We start from the raw sequence: 26,218 nt of genomic DNA, 5'->3' as shown, positions 1-26,218 counted from the left end.
TATCCAAACAGACCACAATATAGTCGATCATGAAACCGGCTGTCACCCGGGCTTCACACAGCGGTCAACCCAACCCGCCCGGGGGGCTCACCATAATGTGAACCAGCTCAAGTTATCGAGATGCCGACACGGCGAGATGAAAATTAATGTTGCAACAAAATTAACAATAAAATAACAATGCAAGCCATGAGAATGATGCGACTCAGCAACACCTCTCTCATCCCTTTTTGCCTGTATGGCTGCTGCGAAGAACCAGGGTAGGATTCTACCCTGGTATTTTTTTATTCAGACGTCTGAGGCCTCAGGGCCTTGCCTTGCACCAGTTCCCCCAGCCGGAACAGACAAGACTCCCCGGCGGCCATCTTAACCCAGTTTTCATTGCCGGTCAGCGGCCTCGTCGCGATCAGGGTCACCACGTCGTTGGGGGTGGTCTCGCTCTGAAAATCGATGGCCACGTCCTCATCCAGCAGACGCGCCTCCCCGAAGGGGGCTCTGCGGGTCAGCCAGTAGAGGTTGTTACTGCAATAGGTCATCACATACTCCCCATCCGACAGCAGCATGTTGAACACCCCCAGGGTGCGCAACTCGTCACACAGGGTCGCCAGGTAGCGGAACATGGCGGGGAAATTGGCAGGAGATCTGGGGTATTTCTGCTCCAGCTTGCCGAGCAGCCAGCAGAAGGCGTGCTCGCTGTCGGTATCCCCCACCGGACGATGACGCCCGGTCGGCAGCTTCTTGTAACCCGTCAGCTGACCGTTGTGGGCGAAGGTCCAGTAACGCCCCCAGAGCTCCCGGGTGAAGGGATGGGTGTTCTCCAGGGAGACGCAGCCCCGGTTGGCCTGCCGGATGTGGCTGACCACGGCGCGGCTCTTGATGGGCAGCGCCTGCACCAGCTTGGCGATGGGGGACTCGGCACTGGGCTCGGGATCCTTGAAGGTGCGAAAACCGCGCCCCTCGTAGAAGGTGATCCCCCAGCCATCCTTGTGAGGCCCCGTCTTGCCACCCCGCAGCATCAGCCCGGTAAAGCTGAAGCAGATGTCGGTCGGCACATTGGCACTCATGCCGAGCAGTTCACACATATCCCCTCCACTGCCTGGATCCATTGCATTTTTTCTAGCGATCTCTGCAGATGGGAAGCGACACGGTCGGTCGATGCCGCCTCGTTGCTCCCCATCCTGAGAGGGGCTCTTACTTGGCCATCTCTTTTTCGACCAGCTGGATCAGGATGTGGATCACCTTGATGTGCACTTCCTGAATGCGGTCCGCATAACCGAAATGGGGCACCCGGATCTCGACATCGGCGAGGCCGGCCATCTTGCCGCCGTCCTTGCCGGTCAGGGCGATCACCTTCATGCCCTTGGCACGGGCCGCCTCGATGGCTTTGAGGATGTTGCCGGAGTTGCCGCTGGTGGAGATGCCAAGCAGTACGTCGCCGCGACGACCGACCGCTTCCACGTAGCGGGAGAAGACATAGTCGTAACCAAAGTCATTGGATACGCAGGAGAGGTGGCTCGGATCCGAGATGGCGATGCCGGCATAACCCGGGCGGTTCTCCCGGTAACGACCAGTCAGTTCCTCGGCGAAGTGCATGGCATCACAGTGGGAACCACCATTACCGCAAGAAAGCACCTTGCCTTCCTGCTTGAAGGAGTCCGCCAGCAGCTTGGCGGCGGCCTCGATGTTCTTCAGATTCTGCTCATCGGCCAGGAACGCCTGGAGCACGCTGGCAGCTTCGGTCAATTCATTGCGGATAAGTTCTTGGTACATGGGTCTGATGTCTCTTTGTATCGTCCAACATAGGGTCGCCCCATTGTCGCACAAGCTGATCCCGCCGTCGCCCCCCTGCCCCGGCAAGGGCGCAGGAAACGGCCCCCGTTAGCTGGCTCACAGCCTGGAGGTAACCAAGTTGTAAACAGCTTGATAATTTTGTGCCCATGAATTACAACAGAGGCCACATCCAACAGGTCAGACCTCTGGATCAGTTCAATCAAACTTGGCAACTCATTCAAGGAGCGAAAAATGACGACGACCCTCACTCTGCTCGGAGTGATCCTGGTGATCGGCGCCATGGCTTATCGCCGGGCGTCCCTGTTCACCGCCACCCTTGCCACGGCTGCAGCCCTGGTTATCGGCGCCTTCTATGGCCATGTCCCCTTGCTGGTGTGGGTACTGTTCGCCCTGGTTGCCATCCCCCTCAACCTGGTGGAGTTTCGCCGCAATCAGCTGACCAAGCCCCTGTTCAAGATCTACAAATCCATCATGCCGGAGATGTCCCGCACCGAGAAGGAAGCCATCGAGGCGGGTACCACCTGGTGGGAGGCCGACCTCTTTGCCGGCAATCCGAACTGGAAGAAGCTGCATGCCATCCCGGTCGCCACCCTCAGCGCCGAGGAGCAGGCCTTCATGGACGGTCCGGTGGAGGAAGTGTGCCGCATGGTCAACGACTGGGAAGTGACCCACGAGCGTGCGGATCTCTCCCCCGAGGTGTGGCAGTACCTGAAGGACCACAAGTTCTTCGCCATGATCATCAAGAAAAAATACGGCGGGCTGGAATTCTCCGCCTATGCCCAGTCCTGCGTACTGCAAAAGCTGTGCGGCGCCAGCGCCGTGCTCGCCTCCACCGTGGGCGTACCCAACTCCCTCGGCCCGGGTGAGCTGTTGCAGCACTATGGCACCGAGGAGCAGAAGGACCACTACCTGCCCCGCCTGGCCATAGGCAAGGAGATCCCCTGCTTCGCCCTGACCAGCCCGGAGGCGGGCTCGGACGCCGGCTCCATTCCCGACTTTGGCGTCGTCTGCAAGGGCGAGTGGGAAGGGGAAGAGGTGCTCGGCATGCGCCTGACCTGGAACAAGCGCTACATCACCCTGGCCCCCATCGCCACTGTGCTCGGCCTCGCGTTCAAGCTGCGCGACCCGGATCACCTGCTGGGTGAGGAAGAGGAGCTCGGCATCACCTGCGCCCTGATCCCGACCCACATAGCTGGCGTCGAAATAGGCCGCCGCCACTTCCCCCTCAACGTGCCGTTCCAGAACGGTCCGACCCGCGGCGAGGATGTGTTCGTGCCGCTGGACTTCATCATCGGCGGCCCCGCCATGGCCGGCCAGGGCTGGCGCATGCTGGTGGAGTGCCTCTCCGTCGGCCGCGGCATCACCCTGCCCTCCAACAGCACGGGTGGCGTCAAGATGCTGGCCCTGGCCACCGGCGCCTACAGCCGCATCCGCCGCCAGTTCAAGCTGCCCATCGGCAAGATGGAAGGGATCGAAGAGCCCCTGGCCCGTCTGGGTGGCAACGCCTACATCATGGGGGCCGCCGCCAAGCTGACGGTCACCGGCATCGATCTCGGGGAGAAGCCCTCGGTCATCTCCGCCATCGTCAAGTACCACCTCACCGACCGTGCCCAGAAGTGCATCATAGATGCGATGGACGTGCACGGCGGCAAGGCCATCTGCATGGGGCCGAACAACTACCTGGCCCGCGGTTATCAGGGCGCCCCCATCGCCGTCACGGTAGAAGGGGCCAACATCCTGACCCGCAGCATGATCATCTACGGCCAGGGTGCCATCCGCTGCCATCCCTATGTGCTGCCGGAGATGCTGGCCGCCAGCCACCCGGATCAGGAAGTGGCGCTCAAGGCGTTCGACAAGGCGGTGTTCAGCCACGTGGGCTTCGCCATCAGCAACCTGGTGCGCAGCTTCTGGCTGGGCCTGACCGGTGCCCGCTTCGCCGCCGCGCCGTACAAGGATCAGACCAAGGGTTACTACCAGCAGCTCTCCCGGCTGTCTGCCAACCTGGCCTTCCTGTCCGACATGGCCATGGGCACCCTGGGGGGCGAGCTCAAGCGCAAGGAGCGGGTCTCAGCCCGCTTGGGCGACGTGCTGAGCCAGCTCTACCTCGCCTCCAGCGCCCTCAAGCGCTTCCAGGACGAGGGTCGCCAGCAGGCGGATCTGCCGCTGCTGCACTGGGCGCTGCAAGACGCCATGTTCAAGGCACAGGAGGCGATCGACGAGCTGCTGCGCAACTTCCCGAATCGCTGGGTTGGCCTGGCCCTGCGCGCCATCGTGCTGCCCCTCGGCCGCGACCTGAAGCGCCCGTCCGACAAGCTGGACCAGCAGGTTGCCCGGCTGCTGCAGACACCGAGCGCCACCCGCGACCGTCTGGCCGAGGGTCAGTACCTCACCCGCGAGGAGGGCAACCCCTTCGGCCTGCTGGAGCAGGCGCTGGATGACGTGCTGGCCGCAGAGCCCCTGTTCGACAAGATCTGCAAGGCCGAAGGCAGCAAACGCCCCTTCACCCAGCTGGACAAGGTCGCCGACGCGGGCCTCGCACTCGGGATCATCAACCAGGGCGAAGCCGAGCTGCTACGCCGCGCCGAGCAGAGCCGTCTGCACACAATCAACGTCGATGACTTCGATCCCGTCGACCTGGTGGCCAACAAGGCACTGTTTGAACCCTCGGCCTATCACAGGGCAGCCTGAACCGACGGTTGAACACCAAAACGCCTCCCTTTGTGGAGGCGTTTTTCATGGCCGGCATGGGGGATAAAAAAGAGAGGGAAGCTGGATCATATTTTGTTTATCAAGCCGTTTCCTATCCTTGGTGAAGCGGTTAAGGTAACCACAGAACCCAAGACAGGATTGCATAATGGATGATCAAATCCTGATTATTGACGATGACGATCTGGACCAGCCCAGCAGCCGGCTTCCCGGCTGGAAGGTGATGATAGTGGACGATGAGCCCGAGGTGCATCGCATCACCAAGATCACCCTGAGCAAGTTCGAGTTCGACGGCAAGCCCATCGACTTCTTGCATGCCTATTCGGCCGCCGAGGCCAAGGCCCTGCTCGCCAGTACCCCGGATGTCGCCCTCTTGTTGCTGGATGTGGTCATGGAAGCCGATCACGCCGGCCTGGAGGTGGTGAAATTCGTGCGGGGCGAACTGCACAACAAGATGGTGCGCATCGTGCTGCGCACCGGCCAGCCCGGCCAGGCGCCGGAAGATGACGTCGTCGCCAATTACGATATCAACGATTACAAGGACAAGACCGAGCTCACCTCCCAGAAGTTGCGCACCCTGTTGCGAGCCAGCCTGCGTTCCTATCGGGACATCCGCACCCTGGAGAGCAACCGCCAGGGGCTGGAGAAGGTGATCGAAGCCTCCAAGGGGATCTTCGAGCAGCGGGCCCTGCGCCAGTTCGTCGAGGGTGCCCAGACCCAGCTCAGCGCCCTGCTCAATCTGGAGGAGTCCCAGATCTACGACGTGAAGCATCTGGCCTACGAGGTGCGGGATCAGGTGCTGGAACCCCTCCTCAGCGACGGGCCCGCCCTGCGTCTGAGCGAGGCGCCCGCCATACTGCGTCATGCCATGACCAAGGGCGCCAACGTCTACGACGGCAACCAGCTGGTGCTCTACTGCCAGAATGCCCGCCACCACCTCTTGTTCCACATCGAGACCAGCCGCCCCCTCAACCAGATGGACACCGGCCTGCTGAGCCTGTTCACCGAGAACATCATAGTGGCGTTGGAGAACATCCGGCTCAACGAGGTGATCGGCGACAATCAGCGGGAGATCATCTACCGCATCGGCGAACTGGTGGAGACCCGATCCAAGGAGTCCGGCCTGCACGTCAAGCGGGTGGCGCTCTACACCGAGCTGTTCTGTCAGCTGCTCGGCATGCAGGAGGAGCGCTGCGAGCTCATCAAGCGCGCCTCCCCCCTGCACGACATCGGCAAGGTGGGCATCCCCGACGCCATCTTGCACAAGCCGGGCAAGCTCACCCCCGAGGAGTGGGAGATCATGAAGACCCACGCCCAGCTCGGGCAGGACATGCTCTCCGGCAGCGATCTGGCCCTGTTCCAGATAGGCGCCACCATAGCCGGCAGTCACCACGAGAAATGGAACGGCAGCGGCTACCCCAACGGGCTCGGCGGCGAAGCCATCCCGCTGGAGGGGCGCATCGTGGCCCTTGCCGATGTGTTCGACGCCCTGGGGTCGGATCGCTGCTACAAGAAAGCCTGGCCGCAGGAGAAGGTGCTCGCTCTGATTGAATCCGAGCGGGGCCAGCACTTCGATCCCCAGCTGGTGGATCTGATGCTGACCAACCTGGACAAGTTCCTCGACATCCGGGATCAGTACAAGGACATCTACGTCGGGGAACATTGAGACCTGCTGAAACGCGTAATGAAAAAGCCGCCCGATGGGCGGCTTTTTCACAGGCGGGCATCACTGCTGCGGCAGGTTCAGATCCAGCTTGGGCACAGGGGGAGCGGCGGCCTCGCTCTGCGCCTTCTGCGCTGCCATCGCCTTGTGCAGGGTACGGCGTTTTTGCAGCAGGAGGAAACCTGCGCCTCCCAGCAGAAGCAGGCAGGCGGCACCGCCCCCCAGGGCCCAGGGCAGCCAGGGGCGGCTCTCCCGCTCCTCGAACTTCACCGGCTTGGGTGCCGGGGCGGCGGAGGGTGTGGGGGCCAGCACTGGCAAGATGTTGAAGGACTTGGCAGGCAGTTGCATCTGGATCTCGCGCCCGAGGCGCGTCGTGCCAAACAGGGTGGCCTCCACCTTGTACTGACCCACCTCTTTAAGTGCAGAGAGCGCGATGCGTACGTCGGGGCCGCTCGCCACGGCATTGAACACCTGGCGATCCCCGGCGGTGCTCGCCGCCTTGCCCTGGATGACCACGGATGCCGGATCCAGCTCCTCCCCATCGATGTGCAGGGCGATGCCAGCCCCCGCCTCGTCCGAGGGAGGAGTCAGGGTATAGCTCAGCGGCATGGGATAGAGCAGCACCTGCTGTGACTGGGCACGGGTGAACACCTGATTGCCCGTGCTGTAGAGCGCGCGGTACTTGCCCGCCGGCACATCCAGCACGGCCTCGGCGGTCAGGATGCCATCCCTTGGCCGCTCATCGAGCCCCTTGCCGTCATCGTGATAGTGCCCCAGGGTCTGCTCCAGCACGGGTTCGCCGCTCTGACTGTCGTCGCCAAATTGCTGCAGCCGCACCGTCATGCCGAGATCCGTGAGGTAGTAGCCGGCATCGGGGGCCTCGCCATCGATCAGCAGGCGGGACTGCAACTTGACGCGCTCCCCCTGATAGAGGCGGGCCGGCAGCGGCTCGCTCTCGAGCCGGATGTCGGTCAACAGGCGCACCCGGTTGTCCGGATCCACCGCCCCTATGGCCTGCCAGGGACCCGGCATGGGGTCGCGCACCGTGATGAGATCCTGATCCGGCAGCGCCAGCCAGCCCACGTCGGGAGGGGTAACCTTGCCCACATAGAGCTTGCTGCCATCTGGCCGCACCAGGATCACCGAGGGGGTATCCGGCTGGCGCTTGATGATGAAGGTGATCTCCTTCACCCCGTAATCGATGCGAAACCGGTTGTCGAGCAAGGGGATGTCGGAGGGGGCAAACACCTCGTTGGCCATCAATCCGCACGAAGCCAGCAACAGCAGGCCACCCCAGAACTTGCTCATTGCCGCCACAGGCAGGCTCCCCCCTTCTTTTGCACCAGATCGAGGCGCGACTCATGGGTCGCGACCACCTCGTCGCTGGCGCGGATCACCCGCAAGGGGGCCCTATCGTCCGCCAGCCGTCGGATGCTGGTGTCCTGATTGCTGTCGCTCTCACTGCTCTCGCTGGCCAGATTGAGCTTGGTCTGGCCACCCGTCATCAGCAGGTAGACGTCCGCCAGGATCTCCGCATCCAGCAAGGCCCCGTGCAGGGTTCGGTGGGAGTTGTCGATGCCGTAGCGATCGCACAGGACGTCCAGGTTGTTGCGCTTGCCGGGGAAGAGATCCCGCGCCATCGCCAGGGTATCCGTGATGCCACAGATATCGGCGGTCTTGAAACTGAGGCCGAGCTTGCTGAACTCGTAGTCCATGAAGCTCACGTCGAAGGGCGCGTTGTGGGCGATGAGCTCGGCGCCGCGAATGAACTCGATGAAGTCGTCCGCTATCTGGCTGAACGCCGGCTTGTCCGCCAGGAAGGCATCCGTGATGCCGTGTACCGCGATGGCCTCGGGATCCACCAGGCGGTCCGGCTTGATGTAGACATGGAAATGGTTGCCGGTCAGCTTGCGGTTGATCACCTCCACACAGCCGATCTCGATGATGCGGTGGCCGAGGTAGACGGGACCGCCTGCCGTGTTCATACCTGTGGTTTCAGTATCCAGAATGATCTGGCGATTCAGTTGGGGTGTGCTCATGATCCAATCTATGTCAAACTTCAGCTTTGCTCGCTAGTTTACCCCAAGGCTCATGTTAAAACAGATTGATTTATATACGGATGGTTCCTGCCTCGGCAACCCGGGCCCCGGCGGCTATGGCGCCGTCATGGTCTATGGCAAGCATCGCAAGGAGCTGGCGGGGGGTTATCGCCTCACCACCAACAACCGGATGGAGCTGATGGCGGCCATCATGGGACTGCGTGCCCTCAACGAACCCTGCCAGGTCAGGCTCACCACCGACAGCCAGTATGTGCGCCAGGGGATCACCCAGTGGATCATCGGCTGGAAGAAGAAAGGCTGGATGACCGCCAACCGTCAGCCGGTCAAGAACGTCGACCTCTGGCAGGCGCTGGATGCGGAAGTGGCGCGCCACCAGATCGAATGGCTCTGGGTCAAGGGCCACTCCGGCCACCCGGAGAACGAGCGCTGCGACGAGCTGGCCCGGGATGCGGCGAGCGGCAAACAGCTCGCCGAAGACACCGGCTATCAGCCCTGAGCATCAGGGTGAAGATCCCCTGCCACGACTCGGCCTGAGTGGCGGCTTACCCACCCTGACGCGCCATGCCCGGCGCCGCCATCGAATTTGGCAGGCGCCAGCGACGGCGCACCGGCGTGATGGGGAAGCGCCGCTTGCGGGCGGCGATCACGTAGACAGACGCCAGGGAACGGCAATAATCCCGCCCCAGACTCTCCCGCCACCAGGCCACCCGGCTCTGCCTGCCCATGAAGGAGAAGCCGAAACGCTCGTCGAACATCACCTCGCACCCCAGCAGTTGCAACCAGTCCGTTACCCGGGTCGGGGTAAACATGCGCGCCGACCAGGGCAGGTGCTGGCGCATGAAGGGCACATAGTGGCCGAGCCCCACCAGGCTCATCGGGTTATAACCGCTGACGATGAGCCAGCCGTCGTCGGTCAGCACCCGTTCGGCCTCGCGCAGCACCTGATGGGGATCCTGGGAGAAATCGAGACAATGGGCGAGCAGGCAGGCATCCACGCTGGCACTGCGCACCGGCAGGGCAAGGGGATCCCCCACTATGTCCAGCGCCCGCCCCTCGGGGGCTATGCCAACCTGGTGGCGGATGGAGGAGTTGCCGCAGGAGAGTTCGGCGCTCAGGGCGCCAATCTTCAGCAGATGATAGCCAAACAGATGCGGGCACCAGTTATCGAGGCGCTCCTGCAGCTCGGCGGCCACCCAGTCACCCATGGGCAGCATCGACCAGCTGGTCGGGATCGCGATCTGTTGTTCGGTACGAGCCAGCTGCATAATGGGACCAATCCGGGGTTCGAATGCCATCCTGTTATATAAGATCCCTTCCACAAAGAGAACACTAAGAGACGCCGACCCATGTATACCGTCATCACAATTCCCGCCTTCAGCGACAATTACATCTGGTTGATCCGACACGAGAATCGCTGCCTGGTGGTCGATCCGGGCGAGGCGGCCCCCGTGCTGGCACGGCTCGAGGCCCTGGGGCTCGAGCTCGACGCCATCCTGCTGACCCATCATCACAAGGATCATGTGGGTGGCGTGGGCGAACTACTCGGCCGGTTCCCCCTCGCCCGCCTCTATGGCCCCAGGCACGACCCCATGCCGGATCACCAGGGGCAGTGGCTCGAAGACGGCGACCGGATCGACTGGCATGGCCTGAGTCTCGAGGTCATGCATGTGCCCGGCCACACCCTGGGCCACATCGCCTATCACGGCAACGGCATGCTGTTTTGTGGCGATACGCTGTTCTCCGCCGGCTGCGGTCGTCTGTTCGAAGGCACCCCGGCCCAGATGTATGCCTCTTTGCAGCGATTCGCGACCCTGCCCGACGACACCCTCCTCTATTGTGCCCATGAGTACACCCTCTCCAACCTGCGTTTCGCTCACGCGGTGGAGCCGGATAACCTGGCGATCCAGCGCCAGATCGGGCTGATCAGCAAGCTGCGCCAGCAGGGCCTGCCGAGTCTCCCCTCCCGTCTGGGGGATGAACGTCATTTCAACGTATTTATGCGCTGTGAGCAGGACTCGGTGAAATTTTCTGCTGAAAAATACGCCCTGAAATGCTTGGAAAATCCAGAGGATACCTTCGCCGTCCTGCGTCGCTGGAAGGACGTTTTTTGAACAAACCTTGATCAGGGGGCCATTGCCCCTTATGATGCGGGCTGTTTTTCCAATATGACCTGAGCGAGATGAAGCTACGAACGGCCTTATTGGCGGCGCTGTTTCTCAGCGGCTGTCAAAACCTGAGCCATCAGGATGACCGGGCGGTAACGGCAATCGAGCCGATCAAATCCCCCCAAGTCAACAAGAAAACGTACAAGAAACACTCTTCCCGATTGCTGTTCGGTGACGAACAGATAGAAGAGCTGGATGACACTGATAACCTGTGGGTGCGTATCAGCGATGATATGCAGCTGGACTCGCACGATAATGCCCGAGTCCGCCAACAGCGTGATTGGTTACTGCGTAATGATAAGCATATGGCGACCATTGCCAGCCGGGCTGAGCCCTACCTGTATCTGATGGTAGAGGAAATCGAACGGCGTGAGCTGCCAATGGAGCTTATTACCATCCCCATGATCGAGAGCATGTTCGATCCCAATGCCCGCTCCCGCAGCAATGCGGTCGGTCTTTGGCAATTCGTTCCTGCGACCGGCAAGAACTTTGGCCTGCGCCACGACAACTGGTATGACGGTCGTCGCGATGTGATCGCGTCCACCAACGCCGCACTGGACTATCTGGAGTACCTGAACCGTTTCTTCGACGGTGACTGGTTGCAGACCCTGGCGGCCTACAATGCCGGTGAAGGCCGGGTGCGCAATGCCATCATCCGCAACCAGAAGGCCGGTCGACCGACCGACTACTGGTCCCTGGACTTGCCCCGCGAGACCCGGATGTATGTGCCCAAGATCCTGGCCATGGCCGACATGATCCGCAACGCGGACAAATACAATGTCACCCTGCCGGTGCTGGCCAACAAGCCGCAACTGCGCACCATCAACACAGGTGGCCAGATCGATCTGAACGTGGCAGCGCAGCTGGCGGGGGTTTCTGCCTCCCAGCTGAAGGCGCTCAATCCCGCGCTCAAGCGTGGCATGACGTCGCCCCGTGGCCCCTACAACCTGTTGGTGCCCGTCGAGTATGCCGACACCCTGGAGCTGGCCCTGGCCGATCTGCCCCAGCGTGAACGCAGCCGTGGCGTGCGCTCCTATCAGGTCACCAGCGGGGATACCCTGTCCCGCATCGCCCAGAATCACGGGGTGAGCGTGCAGCAGCTCAAGCTGGCCAACAACCTGCGCAGCAACAACCTGCGCCGTGGCCAGAGCCTGATCATCCCCAACGGCGGCAAAGCCATGGTGAGTCAGGCCGCCCAGAGCAAGCCGCAACAGCTCGCCAGCAACGGTGGCAACAAGATCCAGTATCAGGTGCGCTCCGGTGACAACCTGTGGAGCATCAGCCAGGCGCACGGGGTCACCCACGCCGATCTGGCCAAGTGGAACGGTCTGAACGCCAAGTCAGCCCTCAAGCCTGGCATGAAGCTGGTGGTCTGGCCCAAGCAGGGCAAGGGCAGCAACAAGTCCATGGTCTATCAGGTGCGTCGCGGAGACTCCCTCTCCTCCATCGCCGCCCGCTTCCAGGTCGCCGTCAACGACGTGATGCGCTGGAATCAGCTCGGCAAGAGCGACTACTTGAAACCGGGCCAGGAGCTGACCCTGTTCGTGAAGAACAACAGCTGATGGCTGAAGCCAGATAAAAAATACCCCGCGAGTGCGGGGTATTTTTTTGCCTGGCATCCATTACCCCCTAGGGCGTGATGGCCTGGGCCGCGAAGCGCGCCATGATGGGGTTGTGATCCGAGGCATCGGTGGCCGGCGAGCTCACCTCCACCAGATCCAGGTTGCGGTAGTAGAGGTGATCCAGCGGACGGCCGAAGGCGGTACGGCGCAGATCCGGTACCGGAATGGCCTCCTGCAGGCCGAGCTCTCCCACCAGCTTGTTCAGCCAGTATTCCCGTTTGTCGCTCCAGGTGTTGAAATCCCCGGCCAGGATCACGGGCCCCTGATGGCGATGCACCAGAGCCGTCAGATCGTTGATCTGCTCGCGGAAGGTGGCCATGCCGAGCTCGAAGTTGACCGCATGCAGGTTCACCACCAGCACGCCGTCCGGATCCCCCTGCAGGGGATAGAGGCTCACCAGACCGGACTTGGGGATCCGCAGCAGGGGCTCTGGAGAGCGCACGCCGCAGACGAAGGCCTGGGGCGTCTTGGCGACCGTCATCACCCCGAAGGAGACGCCCCCCTGGGTGAAGGCCTGCAGCTGTTGCCACTGGAAGTCGCCTCGCTTCAGCCAGTCCAGCATCTCGGGCCGGGTGGCGGACTCTTGCAACAGCACCAGATCCTGGGACTTGGCATACTCATCCAGCCCTTCTCGCCAGTTTTTACGCTGACCCTTATAGAGATTCCAGACGGTGATGCCAAATTCTCGAGGCAAAGCGGTGGATGCCAGTGCCACCAACGGCGGCTTATGGCAGCTCATGCCGGGCACTATGCCCGCCGCCGTGACCAGATGATCCTGATCCGGCACCTCGAAACAGCCGACCAATCCCAGCGTCAGCAGGGAGGTCCCCAGAATGCGATAACTATTTTTCATTGGCTAACAACCACCTGCCTCTGCAAGGCGCCACGACCATCACAAATGTCATGAACGCCGACTAGTCTCATTATTCGTGTCCGGCCCGACTCATCCATGAGGGATCCCGCAATGGCGAGACAGCACCAGTACCGCGTGACATTCTACGATCAACAAGGAACTTGTCATCAAGTGGAGCTTTCCACCGTCTATCAGATCAGGCGGGATCCCCAGTGCGATCTCTGCCTGTTCGACACTTTCCAGTGTGTCGGCTCGGAAGAGATGCTGGAGCGCATGATACGGCAAAAAACCGGGCTTGAGCAGGAAATATCCATCATCAGCGCCCGGCTTGCCTGAACCGGATCAGACCGGCACGGGCCGGGATTTCCCCTGATCGTCGATGGCGACGTAGGTGAAGACCCCCTCGGTCACGCAGTAACGCTGGGCCTCGTTCTCCCGCAGCACCGGCTTGACCCAGACCTCCAGTTTCAGCCGCATGGAGCTGCGACCCACCTTCAGGCAGCGACCGTAGCAGCACACCACGTCCCCCACCTTGACCGGACTGTGGAAGGTCATGCCCTCGACCGAGACGGTACAGATGCGCCCCTTCGCCAGTTCCTTGGCCATGATGCCCCCACCTATATCCATCTGGGACATGATCCAGCCCCCGAAGATGTCGCCATTGGGGTTGGTATCGGCTGGCATTGCCAGGGTTCTCAGCAACAGCTCCCCATCGGGGTGACGCGTGGTATCGACCATCATTACGGCTCTCTATGATGTGGAGAGAGGGCGCCATGGCGCAGGATGCGACTCACCTGGATGACGTCGCCCGGCCCGCATCATGACCGCACACTCACTATGGATGCGGCATGATAGGGGGGGAGACCGCCCTTGGCAAATCGCAATTGCCTGGGGCCCAAACGTGAACCGGACCTATGGGACGCAGCAGATAATATTGAGCCCCATCTTGTTTCAATCTGATTGTGCTGCCAGGTCCGCAAACCAGTGGGCGGGATCGGGCCAGCGGTAGACGAAGCCGAGCCGCTGGCAGATGCGCTGCCCCTCGATGGGCGCAAACTCCCCCCGCGGCTCGGTGAACACAGGCGGCGTCAGGCCGAGCAGACGGGACGCGAAGGGATAGAGTTGCTCCCGACGCGGGTGAATGGGGGCGCTCAGGTTGTAGGCCTCCCCATCCTGCCCCTTGTCCAGCATCAGCAGGCAGGCACCGATGACATCGTCCAGATGCACCAGGTTCACCGCCTGACCGCCCCCCGCCAGCGTCTTGCCCGCGAGGAAGCGGCCGGGATGCCGCGCCGGGCCGTAGAGACCGGCGGGACGCAGCACCATGGCGCACTCAAACCCGGCCTGCAGCACGGCACGCTCGGCGGCCAGCATCCGCTCCCCTCGCTCATGGGCCGGACGCGGGGACTCCTCCTCCGTCTGCCCCGGCCCCCACACCGAGGTGGCGCTGATAAACAGCACCCTTCTCGTGCCCGCCGCCAAGGCCAGCTGGCACAGACGGGTAACCGCAGCGGGATAGTCTTCCGTCTTGCTCGGCGGCACGCAGACAACCAGCGCCTGGCTGCGAAATGGCAGGGGCTCGGCCAGCTCGGGGGCGAGCCGCAGAGGGAAGGCGGTGATGCCTTCCGATTGCAGCCGTGCGGCTTTCTCGGCCGAGCTCACCGTCACAGCGACCGAGTGACCCTGCCCCAGCAGCGCCTTCGCCAGCGGCAATCCCAGCCAGCCCGCTCCCACTATTCCCGTTTGATACTCATGCTCTGTCGTCATCGCTAAAATCTCGGCAAAAAAAAACGGCCATCCATGATGACCGTCGAAAGTAACGAAGGAAATAGCCGGATTGACCGGTTACCTCCCACAGCGGGAAAATCGGGAGCGCACGCTCCTAATTCGTGGGGCCTATGCTAGTGGCAGCGCGGGCAAAAAGCTTTGAAGCCGATCACAGTTGAAAAGGATTTCTGAAAGCGCTTTCAATTCGAGGCGAAAAAGTCGGCCCAGTTGGGGCCAACTTTCGCTCAGGCGACGGACTCCCGGCTCACCAGCTCGGCTTCAAACTTCAGGGCCAGCCCTTCGGCCGGCTTGTGATCCAGCAGCAGCAGGGCGAGCTCGGCCGCCCGCTCCCCCATCTCCTCGATGGGATAGCGCACCGTGGTGAGCTTGGGGTAGATGTAGCGGGCGTAGGGGATGTCGTCGAAGCCCACCACAGAGACCTGCTGGGGGATCTTGTAGCCCCGCTCCAGCAGGCAGGAGATGGCTCCCGCCACCATGGCATCGTTGAAGCCCAGCACGGCGCTGAACTCGACCCCGCGCGCCAGCAGCTCGCTCATGGCCACATAGCCCCCCTTCTCGTCGGCGAAGGCGCGGCCGATGAGGGACTGATCCAACGCTATGCCCGCCCGCTGCAGGGCGAAACGATAACCGGCCATCCGCTGCTGACCGTCGACGAACTCCTCGTCATCCGAGGTGACGAAGGCGATCTTGCGGTGTCCCGCATCCAGCAGGTGCTGACAGGCGGTGGTGATGCCCGCCTGGTTGTCCAGCCAGACGCAGCGATCCTCGCAGCCCGGCACCTGGCGGTTGATGAAGACGATGGGGGTTGAACCCGCCGCCAGCTCGCTCAGCTCCTCGTCCGGCAGCGCCTTGCTGTGCAGGATCAGGGCGTCGCACTGGCGCTGCAACAGGGCCTGGATGGCGTGGCGTTCCCGGGCCGCGTCGTGGTTGCCGGAGACCACTATGGTGAACTTGTTCGCCTTGTCGACCACGCTTTCTATACCGCGCATCATCTGGGCGAAGAAGGGGCCGCCGCAAAGATCCCCCACCAGCACGCCGATGCAGTTGGAACGCTTGCTCACCAGCGCCTGGGCGAAACTGTTGGGGCGGAAACTCAGCTCCTTCATGGCCGCCAGCACGGCCTCACGCTTCTCGGGGGCGACCTGGGCCGTGTTGTTGATGACGCGCGACACCGTCGAGATGGACACATTCGCCAGCTGAGAAACGTCTTTGATCGTTGCCACTCTCTAGTCCTTGGTTGAAAAGCCTGTTTGTGTTGTTGATCGGGTCATTATATCGAACCTGCCAGCCCAAGATGGGGTGCCCGATCACCTGGCAGGTTTCCTTTTGTAACAAAACTTAAGGGATGATAACCATTTTGGGGGAACAATGGGAGGCAGCCACCATGGTGACTGCCTCCTTGCCTCAGTAGGTGTGATTCAGCTCCCGATCGGACATGAAGCGAAGGGGCTGCTGCAGCTTGTGCTGATAGATGAGGTCAAACGAGAGCACGTTCTGCACATAATTGCGCGTCTCCCGGTAGGGGATGCTCTCCACCCAGACATCCATCGGCTTGTCCGTACTCTGCTCCCGCCAGCGTTTCACCCGGCCAGGCCCCGCATTGTAGGCCGCCGCAGCCAAAATTCGGTTGCCGTCATACACATCCAGCAGCCGCTTGAGATAGGCGCTGCCGAGGCGGATGTTCATGGCCGGATCGAACAGCTGCTGCTCATTGCGATACGGCACTCCCAGCTTGCTGGCGGTCTCCTTCGCGGTGGCCGGCATCAGCTGCATCAGGCCCCGCGCGCCCACCGGCGACTGCGCCAGCGGGTAGAGGGCGCTCTCCTGGCGGGAGATGGCGTAGAGCAGGCTGGTGTTCATGGTCCGCTCCTGGGCCATCTGGGAGAATGTGCGCTTGAGGGGCAGCGGGAAGCGCAAGTCCAGGGCATCCCAGGCCTCGGCCCGGATGCTGGAGAGGATAGCCAGCTCGTGCCAGCCCTGATTGAGTGCGATGTGACCAAACTCGATGCGCTGGGCCACGCTGTTGCGATCCATGTTGTGGATCCACTCAGAGCGTGCCGCCGTGATCTCGTTCATGGCCAACAGCTCGCGCACCCGCAGCAGGAAGGGCCAGCGGCTGCTCGCCGTGCGCCAGTCCGGCACCTTGTGTCCCGAGCTCTGGTTCTTCATGCGATAGGGCACGCCGGTGCGCTGGGCCGCCATGAAGCCATAGAAACCCCGCAGGTTGGCGGTCTCGAGATAGAGATCCCGCGCCGCCTTCTGCTGACCCTGCACCTCGAGGGAGCGGGCCATCCAGTAGCGCCAGCGATCCTCCTTCTGGGCCCCCATGGGCATCTTCTTGACCCAGCCGGAGAGGCCGCGCCAATCCAGCTCCCAGATGGCGAGGCGAGCCCTCAGCTCCAGCAGCTCGGCATCCTTGCTGCGCGCCAGGGTGGCATCCAGCCAGCCACGCTGGGCGGTGGATCTGTCCAGCAGCAGACGACGGGCGGCGGCACGCTCCACGGTCGCGACCTCGCTCTGGCTGAGGCCGAAGCGTCGCTTCATCTCCCCCAGCTGGCGCAGCACTGCCTCGGGTTCCTGATTGGCGTAGCGCGCCAGGCCGAGGGCGAGCAGGTGCCGGGACTGGGGGGCCGTCGTGAAGTAGGCAGGGTTCATCGCCCGGGCCGGCTGATCATAGAGGGCGATCATCTGATCCCCATAGGGTTTCAGGCTGCCCCCCAACTGGCCGCCGAGGTGGCGGATGAGGTTGGGGTTCTGCGTCTCGAACGCGAGCTGCATGCGCTGCCAGATCTTGTCCTGAGTACGCAGCCCCGCCTGCTGCCAGAGATCGAACAGGGGATCGCAGGCATCCGGCCTGGACTGCCCGCTCAGCCAGAGTTTGCCCGCCTCGCGCAGCGCCTCTTTCTGCTGCCCGGTGTAATAGCGGGCCTGGTAGTGCTGGCAGAGCAGGTCGGTGGAGCTGGGCTTGGCCGGGTAGAAGCGCAGGAATTGGGACCACTGCTGGCTCTGGGCCAGATAGGTGAGATAGGCGCGCTCCAGCCGATTGGACTGGGGGGTATCCCCATGCTGGCGGATGAAGCGGGTCACGTCGCCATAATCCGCCGCCCCCGGCCGGAAGGCCAGCTGGTAATAATCTAGGTAAGGCAGCAGGGGGTAGTGGGTCAGGCGGGCGCGGATCTGCTGGAAACGGGCCTGATCATCGGCACGCACCGCATCATAGGCCTGACGGTAGAGGGATTGCTCCATGGTTTGTGCCGAAGCCTGCGCCACAAACCCGGATGCGCACAGCGCCGATACTATGATTCCCCAGACGGCTTTCACGAATAGCGTACTCCCTTGAGAAGCAGAGCCACCGCCCGTTGGCGGTGGTGATATGACCCTCATTCTACCCGCTAATCAGGGGGGCAACGCCACACTATTTTTATCGGCAGGAGGGTGCCGTTCGCTGCGGGACAGGCGCTCGATATAGCGCTCCAGATAGGGCACGGGCAGCGGCTTGGAGGCGAGGTATCCCTGGTAGAAATGACACCCCTGAGCCTGCAGGAATTCCAACTGCTGGCGCGACTCCACCCCCTCCGCCGTCACGTTGAAACCCATGTGACGCGCCATGGCGATCACCGCCTCGACGATGGCCATGTTGTCCCCATCCCTGGGTATGTCCTGAATGAAGGATCTGTCGATCTTGAGCTCATCCGCCGGTAACCGCTTGAGGTAGCTGAGGGAGGAGTAGCCGGCGCCAAAGTCATCGATGGCAAAGCTGATGCCGAGGGTCTTGAGCTCGGCCATCTTGCTGATGGTATCTTCCGCATGGCCGAGCACCACGGATTCGGTGATCTCCAGGTTCAGACTGCCGGGATCCATGCCGGTCGCCGCCAGCACGTCGTGAATGCGCTCGACGAAGTCGTGGGCATGGAACTGCTTGGCGCTGACATTGACCGACAGCTGGGGCACGTGGATGCCGCTCTCCTCCCAGGAAACGTACTGGGTGCAGGCTTCGTACAACACCCAGTTGCCGATGTCGACGATGAGATCCGTCTCCTCGGCGATGGGGATGAACTCCCCCGGCGACACCAGGGCACGGCCGGGCGGCTGCCAGCGGATCAGCGCCTCCACCCCGATGAACTCCCCGCCCTCCACCATGTGCTGGGGCTGGTAGTGGAGCGTCAACTCCTGGTTGTTGAGGGCACTGCGCAGCTCATTGTGGATGAGCAGGCGCCGGTCGGCCTGCAACTGCATGGAGGCATCGAAGAAACGCCGGGTCTTGCGCCCCGCCGACTTGGCCTGATACATGGCGGTATCCGCCTGCTTGAGCAAGTCCCCCGCCTCCTGCTCCCGGCCGGGGAACAGGGTGATGCCAACGCTGGCACCGATATGCAGCACCTGGCCCCCATGGCTGTAGGGGGCGGCAATCTCCCCGATGAGGCGCTCGGCAATCATGTCGGCCTGCATCTCCGCCTGGGGCGGGCTGGCCGAGAGCGATGGCAGCAGCAATACGAATTCGTCACCCCCGAGGCGGGCTAGGCAATCCCCCTGCCGCACCAAGCGCTTGAGACGGCTGGCCACCTCCTTGAGCAGCCAGTCGCCGGTGGCGTGGCCGAGGGAGTCGTTGATGGTCTTGAAGTGATCGAGATCGATGAACAGCAGGGCGCCGACCAGGTGCTCGCGGCTCGCCTCGATGAAGGCCTGGGCCAGGGTTTCATGGAGCTGGCGGCGATTGGGCAGGCCGGTCAGCTCATCGTAGTAGGCGAGATCCTGGATGCGGCGCTCCGCCGCCTTACGCTCGGAAATGTCCTCGAAGAAGATGACATAGTGGCTGATCCCCCCCTTGTCATCCTGCACCGGCGTGACGATCTCCCATTGGGGGTAGGCACGGCCGTCGGCGTGCAGACGCAGGGTTTCCCCCTGCCAGCGCGTGAGGCTGCTGAGCTCGTAGCCAAGCCCCCCGAGGCCGGACCAGAGATCATTGCCGAGGTGCTGGCCGATCACCCCCTGGTTGTCGAAACCGGTGATCTGGCTGAAGGCGTGGTTGACCCGCAGGATCTTGAACTCGGGGTCCGTGATGATGATCCCTTCGTGGGTTTCGAAGGCAACCGCGGAGAGTCGCAACTGGGCGTCGCTGTGCAGGCGCTCCAGCTCGGCCACCATGCGGGCCGAGAAGAGGGTCAGCACGGCGTCCAGGTTGGCGGTCTGGATCTCGCTCGGGAACAGCAGGGCCAGGTGACCCAGCAGCTGGCCGGCGCGATCCCGCAGCGGCTGGGCATAATAGTACTGTCCGGGCAGGGTGCCGGCCCCCTCCATCAGCCGCCCGCTCACCGGCGCCGCACTGGCGGCGTCCTGCTCATAGAGGCGTTGGCAGGGCATCTGGGCCGGCGAGTACTCCTTGAGCTCTATGCCCTGACTCGCCAGCACCTTGAGCCTGTCCCTGCCCTGATACTCCGTCAGCCAGACCGCGCTGGCCCCCAGAATATGGGCGAGTTCATTGACCAGGGTATGGCAGAAGTCGAGCCCCGTCTTGGCGGAGAGTGCCTGCGCCAGTTGGGCCAGCAAGGGATCTTGCAGCAATGGGGGTTGCGGGGAGAGAGTGGCCGACTGGCCGCTGTCCGGGGTGCGGGACGCCATGTCCAGAGGCGCCACCCAGCCACAGCAGAGACCCTGGGCGGGCACATACTGGCCGCACCAGAGCACGTGATGCATGGCTCCGTCTTCGTCCTGCAGGTGGCCGATAAACTGGCCGGGTTGGTCCGAGTCATGGAGTCTGGAGAGAAACTCGGCGAAGCCGGCTTCATCTTCCTGTACCAGCCTTGTGGCCCAAGGGTGGGCCCCCTCCCCCTGCCAGGGCTGGCAGGAGAGATGATCGGACAGACTCCATTTCTCGAGTTGCCGATCATAAAACCACATCAGTTGAGTGGCTTGCTGTTTCATTTACGACTCCAACACTACAACCAGCTTACCCGCCCGAACACCTGCGAGCCGGTATCTGTAAACGCATATCTTCACCGGCACACGGCAATCCGCCTGCGGTGGGATGGGATGAATATGGACAAAGATATTCGAGACCAGGGGGCAGAGACCAGAGATCAGGTCGGCACAAGGCGCTGCCAAGGGGGGACAGAAACGATCCTACTTCCGCCATACTGCCTGCCGGTTTCGCTGAGCTCAAGCGGTTTTTGGCACGAAACCGGAAAAGGTCACAATTTATAATTCGCTAAATAACCGAGAGGATATTTCGTGATCCAGATCACACATTCATCCGCCTACATGGGTAATCTGGAGGTGAAGACACAAGCAAGACGACCCGAAGGGGGCCAATATGAAAATTGAAATTACCAGTAAAATCATTGAGATTACCCCGGCTATCCGCGAGCGCATCGAATCCCGGTTTGAAAAGCTCGAGCGTCTTCAGGTGCCTCTTATCACACCTCATGTGATCATCTCGAAAGAGCGTTTGATGTACATCGTCGAGGCCAAGGCCGGCGTCCCCAATGGCAAGCTGTTTGCGCAGGCAGAGCACGAGGATCTCTACGCCGCCGTCACCGAACTGGGTCAGAAGCTGGAACGCCAGCTCAACCGCCACACCGAGAAGCCCATCGCGCGCCGCGCTTCGGCCAAAGAAGCGCCGCAGCTGGAACCTGATGAGGCCGATGTCTGACAGGGCACAGCACTCCTCACCAGGATTGACGAAAAAGGCGGGTTATCCCGCCTTTTTTGCTGCCCCTCTTTCAGCCATCAGCTCAGCCAGTGCAACCCCGCCTCCACCCCGCCCTTCAACTTATCGAGCAGGGGCAGCATCAACAGAGGGTCTTCTCCCCTCGGCACCGACCCCGGTACATCAGACGATAGCCTGGCCTGCCAGCGCTCTCGGCCGAGGGCCGACAGGTTGTCGTAGACGGCGTGAGGCAGCGCCGATGTCTTCGCCACTATGGGGGGGGAGCGCAGCGCCAGCCAGAGCTGCAGATCCAGCGCGCAGCCCCCCTGCTGCAGGCGCTCGTTGATATCGCTGGCATCCCCCTTCTCCACACCGCCCTGCAGGGGAGCCTGCGCCGGCAAGCCGAAGTGCTGGCGCCACTCCCGGCGGTCGGGGGCGCCGGCAGGCCGCTCCCCAAACCAGGGCTGCTCTTCAACGGCGTCGGTCAGCAGTGCCAGGTGCAGCCGAAAGTCGGCCCTGTCCCCTTGTCGCAGATCCTGGTTTAAACGCTGGCCCAGCTGGGCTTCATCGACGAGCAGGCGATCGCGAATGGCGTTTGGCAACATGGGATAAATCTTATAAATGGGGGTTTCATTGCTTATCGGCCGTCAACCCGATCCTTTAAGCATTAAAAATCCCCGGCAAGGGGTTCACAACGGTGAGGGATCTGTTAGTATGCGCCTCGCACTTGGGGAGGGGTTCCCGAGCGGCCAAAGGGATCAGACTGTAAATCTGACGGCTCTGCCTTCGAAGGTTCGAATCCTTCTCCCTCCACCATTCAAGTGCGAACAATCAGGAAAATACCCCGTGGAGGGGTTCCCGAGCGGCCAAAGGGATCAGACTGTAAATCTGACGGCTCTGCCTTCGAAGGTTCGAATCCTTCTCCCTCCACCACTCTTCAGACAACCCGGCCCCGTGCCGGGTTTTCGCTTTTTCGGCTCCCGCATCTTGTCGCCAGCCCCAATGAAAACGGGAGGCTGACGCCTCCCGTTTCCTGCTCATGCCGGCCTCACAGGGTGAAGCGATAGAAGATGTCCACCGCCTGGGCCACCCCGCTCATGGCCTGCAGGTAGAGCCTCGGCATCACCTCGTAGCGCAGCTTGAACTCGGCGATGGGGCTGAACACCCCGACCCCGTACTGGAACTGCAGGCCGGGCAGCAGATAGGCCGACAGGGTGACCTGGGTGTCATCCCCACTGCCGGCGGTATCCAGGGCCACATCGCTCATGCCGAGGGATTCACCCAGGCTGGAGACCACCCCGTTGGCCTGGCTGACGGCGCCCGCCACCAGCAGGCCGTTGAAGCCCCCATCCTCGCCACCTGTCTGCAACCCCTTGCCCCGCAGCAGATAGGAGAGCTGCTCGGACTGCGCCATCTGCGGCTCGGAGTAGACGGTGATCTTCGGCTTGGCGGCCGGTCCCGTCACCCGCACCCCGACGGTCACGTTGTCCTCTATGGTATCGGGATCCCGATAGGTCTCGATATTGAGATAAGGCTGATCGATGGGGCCGGAGAAGATGATCCGCCCCTCCTTGATGATGAGGTTCTGACCGTAGGCCTTGAAGCGCCCATCTTTGAGCTCCAGCTGACCGTTGCCCGACAGGGGCTTGGAGGGATCCTGACGGATGGTGAGCCCGCCGGCCATCTTGGTCTTGAGACCCATGGCCTCGAGGCGCACGTCGTCCCCCAGCCGGATGGCGAGGTTGATCTCCATCGGCAGGGGCTCGGCCTTGGGCACGGGGGGGATATCATCGTAGATCACGGTCACGTCGTCCGACACCGCCACCGCGCTGTCCGGCAGGCTCTTGACCAGGATCCGAGACCAGGGGATCTCCACCTTGCCGCTGACCTTGGTCTCCTCCCCGAGGGAGATGGCGATGTCCGGCGTCACCCGCACTCGTCCCATGCCGGGATACTGGGCCTCCAGATCCTTGCCCTGGATGGTGAGGCTGCCGGTGAGAGGCTGCCTGGCCCAGCTCATCCAGCCCCCCAGCGCCAGGGGGCCCTTGCCCACCAGCATGGAGCCATCGAGTTCGGCCCGGTTGCCGTCTATCTTGAGGCGGGTCACCAGCTTGGAGAGGGTCACCATGTCGGAATGGGTCTGCACTTCGCCGTCCCTGAGGGCGAGCTCCCCATAGAGCAGGGGCGCCTTGATGGTGCCATCGAAGCGGGCATTGGCGGAGATGATCCCCTGCAGAGAGCGCACCTCGGGAATGAGGGGGGCGAAGGCGGTCAGCTTGAGGTCGTCGAACTTGAGTTGACCCGACAGCTGGCCCCGTCCGTCAGGCTCCCGAATGAGCAGATCCGTGTCTATGTTGCCTATCTTCTCCGAGGCGAAATCGAGGCGAATGGCCGCCCGCTGGCGCTCGAAGTCCACCCCAAGCTCGAGGCGCTGATAATCGGTCTTGAGTTCGTCCGCCACCAGGGTGCCTGGGGTGGTGCGTACGGTGGCGTGCAGGGTCGGCTGAGAGCCGCGCCAGCTGGCCCGGCCATCCGCCGACAGCACAGCCTGCCAGCGGAAGTTGTCCGGCAGCCAGGGGCGCAGGCGTTTGAGATCGAACTGGCTGAGGGCAAATTCCAGGCTGCCCTGAGCGGCAGAGATCTGGCTGCCCTTGACGCAGAGCGTCGAGCCCTGGGAGCCGAGGCAGAGATCCCCCATGGTCAGCCGCTGCCTGGGCAGATCCGCATCCAGCGCCCAGGGGGCGGTCAGGGTCCAGCGCTTGAGGGGCGTCTTCAGCTTCAATTCGGACAGGGCACCGCGCCAGTGATCCCCGCGCAGGCTGCCGTTGATGCTGAGGTTCGCCGCCACCGGATCCCCCTTCATGGTCAAGGTCAGCCCATGACGATTGAGATCGCCGCTGGCGTTGAGGGCGAGATCGGAGAGCTTGTTCACCCCCTGCACCAGGCTCGCCACCGTCATCGACAGCTCGCCGGCAGGCTTGTCGGAAGCCAGCACATTGCCCTTGATGGCGATGCCCTTGAGCACTATGCCGTCATAGACGAGGCGGCCAGAGGCCAGATCCGCGTTCACTCTGGGGGCCTGCTGGTTGCCGGTGACGCGCACCTGGCCCTTGATGTCCCCCTTGAGGGCGGGATAGAGGCCTCCCAGTTGGGGTGCATCCAGATCCGCATCCAGTTTCCAGGCCTGCTGGGTCAGCGCCCCCTTGGCCTGCAGCCGGTTCGGGCCGCTTTGCAGCGCCAGGGAGGGGATGGTCCACTCCATCTTGTCGTTGCCGCTGAGGGTTCCCTTCAGGGCCAGGGGATACTGGTTCAGCTTGCCCTCGATGTTGAGCTCGGGGAGCGCCAGCTGCCAGTGTCCCGCCTCGGTCAGCTCGAAGCGGCTGGCGATCTTGCCCCCCAGCTTGCCCTTGATCTCGGGCACCAGCTCGGCCGGGTTGATCCCCTTGAATTCGGTGTTGCCCTGCCACTGGACCCCCTTGCTCCAGGCCAGCTTGCCGTCGAGTTTGAGCTCCCCGGTCAGGGCATTGAGCAACAGCTCGATGCGACTGAGCTGGTTCAGATCCCCCTTGCCTTCGATCGCCAGTTTGAAGGGGGGCACGTCCGTGCCCTTGCCGGCGGTCTTCAGGGCAAACTGATAGCCGGAGAGCTTGCCCTTGGCGCTCAGGGTGCCCTTGTCCAGCTGATAGCTGGGCTCATCCTTAGCGGGCTTGTGAAGCGGCCAGCCGAGGCGCGGCCAGTCCAGCGCCAGCTCGAACGGCAAATCGGGATCCAGGGCCGCCAGGGTCCCCTTGAGATTGGCGGCCACCGGCCCCTTGGCCTGCAGCGCCAGCGCCAGCTTGCCCACGGAGCCATCCAGCTTGAGGGTCGCCTTCTCGGTGTCGAGCTCCCACTGCTTGAGCCCCTTGCGGGCCTTGGCATCTAGGGTCAGGGCCAGAGGATAGTCGTCGATCAGGCGCACATGACCGCTCAGGGCCAGATCCGCCATGTCGTGGCGCAGGGAGAGCTCGCGCACATCGATCCGCTCCTCCCTGGCCGTGGCGCTGAGCAGCAGCTTGTCGAGCCCCTCGATGAGCTCCCCTTGCTGGTAGCGCAGCTTGGTGGCATTGAGCCCTTCCAGCTGGATGGGGAATGGCAGGCGAATGGCGGGCAGGCTGATGGGTTCGGGCTTGCTCGCGGCCTTGCCCTTGCCGCTCCTGTCTGCCTTGGCCCCCTCGGGCGACTTGGCCGCCAGGGAGGCATTGCCGGCTTGCTTGTCCTGTTTGTCTTGCTTGTCAGTGGCCGCCTTGCTCTGCGCCGGCTTGGCGGGTTGCTTCGTCTTGTCGGCAGGCTTCTTGTCGTCGGCCGCGTCCTTGGGGGCCTCCGCCAGCACTATGTTGAGGCCATCCAGCACAGGCCCACGCACGATGAGCCCCTGCCGATTCAGGGTGGCACCGATGTCGAGATCCTTGAGGGTCACCGCCACGCCGGGCACGACCAGGTCCAGATCCGCCACCCTGAGGCTGTCGAACTGGATGCGAAGGGGCAAGGGGTGCCAAACAAAGGGCTCTGACGGCTCCTCTGGCACGGGCTCGGATTCGGCCACCCGCACCACGGGGTGGGTCACCGCCAGGGACTTAATCCAGAGCTTGCCCTGCAGCAACTTGCCGAGATCCCAGTCCAGCACGGCACGCTCAACGGTGACATCCACCAGCTCATCCTGCCAACCGACCCCTTCCAGGGTCCAGCCGTAGCCGAGTTGGCCCGCCACCAGCTCCCCCTTGAGAGCAGGCAGGGCGGATTTGGCCTGTTGCCACAGCCACTTGTTGCCCTGATGGGTGAAGCCCAGCAGGCTGACGCCGATGAGCAGCAGGAAGATGATGCCCATCAACCACAAGAAAATGCGTTTTACCCAGATCACGATGCAGACCCCAGCGAAAAATGCAGCCGC

Annotated in this window: 20 protein-coding genes and 2 tRNA genes; 9 read left to right on the top strand and 13 right to left on the bottom strand. The window is 62.7% G+C overall.

Annotated elements, in window-relative coordinates:
• Positions 1 to 281: 281 nt before the first annotated feature.
• Positions 282 to 1,079, bottom strand: a complete 798-nt coding sequence (locus ACT5M9_RS19575) for a class II glutamine amidotransferase (RefSeq protein WP_457979511.1) — start codon at positions 1,077 to 1,079, stop codon at positions 282 to 284.
• Between the two features lie 109 nt (positions 1,080 to 1,188).
• Entirely contained in the window at positions 1,189 to 1,767 is a 579-nt protein-coding gene (gene lpcA / locus ACT5M9_RS19570; RefSeq protein WP_039038837.1) for a D-sedoheptulose 7-phosphate isomerase, read from the bottom strand.
• Positions 1,768 to 2,019: 252 nt separating this feature from the next.
• On the opposite strand from lpcA, the gene fadE reads away from it, so the two are divergent.
• Positions 2,020 to 4,476 carry an acyl-CoA dehydrogenase FadE gene (fadE, locus tag ACT5M9_RS19565; protein WP_457979514.1) on the top strand — a complete coding sequence of 819 codons (2,457 nt, stop codon included), beginning with the start codon at positions 2,020 to 2,022 and terminating at the stop codon, positions 4,474 to 4,476.
• 166 nt (positions 4,477 to 4,642) lie between these two features.
• Entirely contained in the window at positions 4,643 to 6,160 is a 1,518-nt protein-coding gene (locus ACT5M9_RS19560) for an HD domain-containing phosphohydrolase (RefSeq protein WP_438549901.1), read from the top strand.
• Positions 6,161 to 6,220: 60 nt separating this feature from the next.
• On the opposite strand, the gene ACT5M9_RS19555 is transcribed toward ACT5M9_RS19560, so the two are convergent.
• Positions 6,221 to 7,465, bottom strand: a complete 1,245-nt coding sequence (locus tag ACT5M9_RS19555; protein WP_457979515.1) for a TIGR03503 family protein — start codon at positions 7,463 to 7,465, stop codon at positions 6,221 to 6,223.
• The gene (gene dnaQ / locus ACT5M9_RS19550; RefSeq protein ID WP_438549903.1) at positions 7,462 to 8,196 is read right to left on the bottom strand and encodes a DNA polymerase III subunit epsilon; all 735 of its coding nucleotides are present in this window, start codon (positions 8,194 to 8,196) and stop codon (positions 7,462 to 7,464) included. The genes ACT5M9_RS19555 and dnaQ overlap by 4 nt, the downstream gene beginning before the upstream one ends.
• Positions 8,197 to 8,248: 52 nt before the next feature.
• Here dnaQ and rnhA point away from each other — a divergent pair, with 52 nt between their 5' ends.
• Positions 8,249 to 8,713: a ribonuclease HI gene (gene rnhA, locus ACT5M9_RS19545; protein ID WP_438549904.1), complete on the top strand. Its 465-nt coding sequence runs from the start codon at positions 8,249 to 8,251 to the stop codon at positions 8,711 to 8,713.
• A 46-nt stretch (positions 8,714 to 8,759) separates the two neighbouring features.
• Here the strand turns inward: rnhA and ACT5M9_RS19540 are convergent, their stop codons facing one another.
• Positions 8,760 to 9,482, bottom strand: coding sequence for a methyltransferase domain-containing protein (locus ACT5M9_RS19540; RefSeq protein ID WP_457979517.1), 723 nt, complete (start codon positions 9,480 to 9,482; stop codon positions 8,760 to 8,762).
• Between the two features lie 81 nt (positions 9,483 to 9,563).
• On the opposite strand from ACT5M9_RS19540, the gene gloB reads away from it, so the two are divergent.
• Both gloB and ACT5M9_RS19530 read left to right on the top strand, forming a co-directional pair.
• The gene (gene gloB, locus ACT5M9_RS19535) at positions 9,564 to 10,328 is read left to right on the top strand and encodes a hydroxyacylglutathione hydrolase (RefSeq protein ID WP_457979519.1); all 765 of its coding nucleotides are present in this window, start codon (positions 9,564 to 9,566) and stop codon (positions 10,326 to 10,328) included.
• A 68-nt stretch (positions 10,329 to 10,396) separates the two neighbouring features.
• Positions 10,397 to 11,944 carry a lytic transglycosylase gene (locus ACT5M9_RS19530; RefSeq protein ID WP_457979520.1) on the top strand — a complete coding sequence of 516 codons (1,548 nt, stop codon included), beginning with the start codon at positions 10,397 to 10,399 and terminating at the stop codon, positions 11,942 to 11,944.
• A gap of 67 nt (positions 11,945 to 12,011) precedes the next feature.
• Here ACT5M9_RS19530 and ACT5M9_RS19525 read toward each other — a convergent pair whose 3' ends face one another.
• Entirely contained in the window at positions 12,012 to 12,857 is an 846-nt protein-coding gene (locus ACT5M9_RS19525) for an endonuclease/exonuclease/phosphatase family protein (RefSeq protein WP_438549909.1), read from the bottom strand.
• Between the two features lie 111 nt (positions 12,858 to 12,968).
• Here ACT5M9_RS19525 and ACT5M9_RS19520 point away from each other — a divergent pair, with 111 nt between their 5' ends.
• The gene (locus ACT5M9_RS19520; protein WP_438549910.1) at positions 12,969 to 13,193 is read left to right on the top strand and encodes a hypothetical protein; all 225 of its coding nucleotides are present in this window, start codon (positions 12,969 to 12,971) and stop codon (positions 13,191 to 13,193) included.
• 6 nt (positions 13,194 to 13,199) lie between these two features.
• Here the strand turns inward: ACT5M9_RS19520 and yciA are convergent, their stop codons facing one another.
• The 5 genes from yciA to ACT5M9_RS19495 form a co-directional block, all read right to left on the bottom strand.
• A complete protein-coding gene (yciA, locus tag ACT5M9_RS19515) occupies positions 13,200 to 13,598 on the bottom strand; it encodes an acyl-CoA thioester hydrolase YciA (protein ID WP_438549911.1) in 399 nt (132 codons plus the stop codon).
• Between the two features lie 210 nt (positions 13,599 to 13,808).
• Positions 13,809 to 14,624 carry an NAD-dependent epimerase/dehydratase family protein gene (locus tag ACT5M9_RS19510; RefSeq protein WP_457979522.1) on the bottom strand — a complete coding sequence of 272 codons (816 nt, stop codon included), beginning with the start codon at positions 14,622 to 14,624 and terminating at the stop codon, positions 13,809 to 13,811.
• 245 nt (positions 14,625 to 14,869) lie between these two features.
• Positions 14,870 to 15,868 carry a LacI family DNA-binding transcriptional regulator gene (locus ACT5M9_RS19505; protein ID WP_438549913.1) on the bottom strand — a complete coding sequence of 333 codons (999 nt, stop codon included), beginning with the start codon at positions 15,866 to 15,868 and terminating at the stop codon, positions 14,870 to 14,872.
• Positions 15,869 to 16,049: 181 nt separating this feature from the next.
• Positions 16,050 to 17,966, bottom strand: a complete 1,917-nt coding sequence (locus ACT5M9_RS19500; protein WP_457979524.1) for a transglycosylase SLT domain-containing protein — start codon at positions 17,964 to 17,966, stop codon at positions 16,050 to 16,052.
• Positions 17,967 to 18,041: 75 nt separating this feature from the next.
• A complete protein-coding gene (locus tag ACT5M9_RS19495; protein ID WP_457979526.1) occupies positions 18,042 to 20,567 on the bottom strand; it encodes a putative bifunctional diguanylate cyclase/phosphodiesterase in 2,526 nt (841 codons plus the stop codon).
• A 388-nt stretch (positions 20,568 to 20,955) separates the two neighbouring features.
• On the opposite strand from ACT5M9_RS19495, the gene hpf reads away from it, so the two are divergent.
• Positions 20,956 to 21,294: a ribosome hibernation-promoting factor, HPF/YfiA family gene (gene hpf / locus ACT5M9_RS19490; protein ID WP_438549916.1), complete on the top strand. Its 339-nt coding sequence runs from the start codon at positions 20,956 to 20,958 to the stop codon at positions 21,292 to 21,294.
• Positions 21,295 to 21,371: 77 nt separating this feature from the next.
• Here hpf and ACT5M9_RS19485 read toward each other — a convergent pair whose 3' ends face one another.
• Entirely contained in the window at positions 21,372 to 21,896 is a 525-nt protein-coding gene (locus ACT5M9_RS19485) for a VC2046/SO_2500 family protein (RefSeq protein ID WP_457979528.1), read from the bottom strand.
• 126 nt (positions 21,897 to 22,022) lie between these two features.
• On the opposite strand from ACT5M9_RS19485, the gene ACT5M9_RS19480 reads away from it, so the two are divergent.
• Positions 22,023 to 22,107: transfer RNA gene (locus ACT5M9_RS19480), tRNA-Tyr, on the top strand.
• Positions 22,108 to 22,139: 32 nt separating this feature from the next.
• Positions 22,140 to 22,224, top strand: a tRNA-Tyr gene (locus ACT5M9_RS19475).
• 115 nt (positions 22,225 to 22,339) lie between these two features.
• Here ACT5M9_RS19475 and tamB read toward each other — a convergent pair.
• On the bottom strand, positions 22,340 to 26,188 hold the full coding sequence (gene tamB, locus ACT5M9_RS19470; protein WP_457979530.1) for an autotransporter assembly complex protein TamB: 3,849 nt from the start codon (positions 26,186 to 26,188) through the stop codon (positions 22,340 to 22,342).
• Positions 26,189 to 26,218: the final 30 nt, after the last annotated feature.

The sequence above is a fragment of the Aeromonas sp. AE23HZ002T15 genome (assembly GCF_054165525.2).
The sequence above is the reverse complement of the archived record's forward strand: the minus strand, read 5'-3'. Positions and strand labels throughout refer to the sequence as shown.

Coding starts and splice junctions, on each gene's coding strand:
- ACT5M9_RS19575 (WP_457979511.1), bottom strand. CDS start 1,079: ATGTGTGAACTGCTCGGCATGAGTGCCAATGTGCCGACCGACATCTGC.
- lpcA (WP_039038837.1), bottom strand. CDS start 1,767: ATGTACCAAGAACTTATCCGCAATGAATTGACCGAAGCTGCCAGCGTG.
- fadE (WP_457979514.1), top strand. CDS start 2,020: ATGACGACGACCCTCACTCTGCTCGGAGTGATCCTGGTGATCGGCGCC.
- ACT5M9_RS19560 (WP_438549901.1), top strand. CDS start 4,643: ATGGATGATCAAATCCTGATTATTGACGATGACGATCTGGACCAGCCC.
- ACT5M9_RS19555 (WP_457979515.1), bottom strand. CDS start 7,465: ATGAGCAAGTTCTGGGGTGGCCTGCTGTTGCTGGCTTCGTGCGGATTG.
- dnaQ (WP_438549903.1), bottom strand. CDS start 8,196: ATGAGCACACCCCAACTGAATCGCCAGATCATTCTGGATACTGAAACC.
- rnhA (WP_438549904.1), top strand. CDS start 8,249: ATGTTAAAACAGATTGATTTATATACGGATGGTTCCTGCCTCGGCAAC.
- ACT5M9_RS19540 (WP_457979517.1), bottom strand. CDS start 9,482: ATGCAGCTGGCTCGTACCGAACAACAGATCGCGATCCCGACCAGCTGG.
- gloB (WP_457979519.1), top strand. CDS start 9,564: ATGTATACCGTCATCACAATTCCCGCCTTCAGCGACAATTACATCTGG.
- ACT5M9_RS19530 (WP_457979520.1), top strand. CDS start 10,397: ATGAAGCTACGAACGGCCTTATTGGCGGCGCTGTTTCTCAGCGGCTGT.
- ACT5M9_RS19525 (WP_438549909.1), bottom strand. CDS start 12,857: ATGAAAAATAGTTATCGCATTCTGGGGACCTCCCTGCTGACGCTGGGA.
- ACT5M9_RS19520 (WP_438549910.1), top strand. CDS start 12,969: ATGGCGAGACAGCACCAGTACCGCGTGACATTCTACGATCAACAAGGA.
- yciA (WP_438549911.1), bottom strand. CDS start 13,598: ATGATGGTCGATACCACGCGTCACCCCGATGGGGAGCTGTTGCTGAGA.
- ACT5M9_RS19510 (WP_457979522.1), bottom strand. CDS start 14,624: ATGACGACAGAGCATGAGTATCAAACGGGAATAGTGGGAGCGGGCTGG.
- ACT5M9_RS19495 (WP_457979526.1), bottom strand. CDS start 20,567: ATGAAACAGCAAGCCACTCAACTGATGTGGTTTTATGATCGGCAACTC.
- hpf (WP_438549916.1), top strand. CDS start 20,956: ATGAAAATTGAAATTACCAGTAAAATCATTGAGATTACCCCGGCTATC.
- ACT5M9_RS19485 (WP_457979528.1), bottom strand. CDS start 21,896: ATGTTGCCAAACGCCATTCGCGATCGCCTGCTCGTCGATGAAGCCCAG.